The organism is Bacillus sp. LR--39 (assembly GCF_053613335.1).
The window spans coordinates 1-601 of the sequence record NZ_JBSIOT010001209.1 but is presented as its reverse complement, the minus strand read 5'-3'; the positions used below and the strand labels follow the sequence as shown (position 1 = coordinate 601).

General features: G+C 44.8%; 1 protein-coding gene. It reads right to left on the bottom strand.

Annotated elements, in window-relative coordinates; all coding sequences use genetic code 11:
* Positions 1-504 (bottom strand): GDSL-type esterase/lipase family protein (locus ACWHAR_RS29480; protein ID WP_452088741.1); only part of this gene is annotated, 504 nt, incomplete at its 3' end.
* Positions 505-601: the final 97 nt, after the last annotated feature.

The window sequence follows — 601 nt, the reverse complement described above, 5'->3', positions numbered from 1 at the left end:
CACCTTGATTTGCGGAGCGGACTCTAGCTGCTTTAAGTGCCTGTTAAAGCCGGAAATCCATTTGTCCGCTAATTCGATTGACGGAAATGGGTTGTATAAATTGAGAAGCCGGACGAGATAACGCGTATCTTTTTCTCCCTTTATTTCTCTGATCTTCTCAAGCATGCCTGAGTAGTTTTTCTGACAGTGGGAGGAAGCTTCCAAAAAGACGTGTTCATCCTTTTCTTTTTCATATATCTCCAGCGATTGCAGAAGATCATTTCCGCAGCCCGTTATCGTGATGACGTCCGCTTTTTTGACCTGTTCCATGATGAAAGGCTCGTTCAGCATCGCTAAAATTTCCGACGTCTCAAGACCGGATTTCGCAAATACAATCAAAGAAACTTCTTCGTTCAAATCCTCTTCCATTTTCCTTTTATAGCGCTGTACAAATCCCGGCTCAAACAAACCTGCACCGACCCCGACGGTTAAAGAGTCGCCGAGAGCCGTATATTGAAGCGTCATATCCTTTCCCCCTCCGATATGCCGTTTTTTCGCGGCAGCTACCATATATGTACTCGGCAGAGGCTCGAAAGGATACTTTTCTTTTTTCCTAAAAACC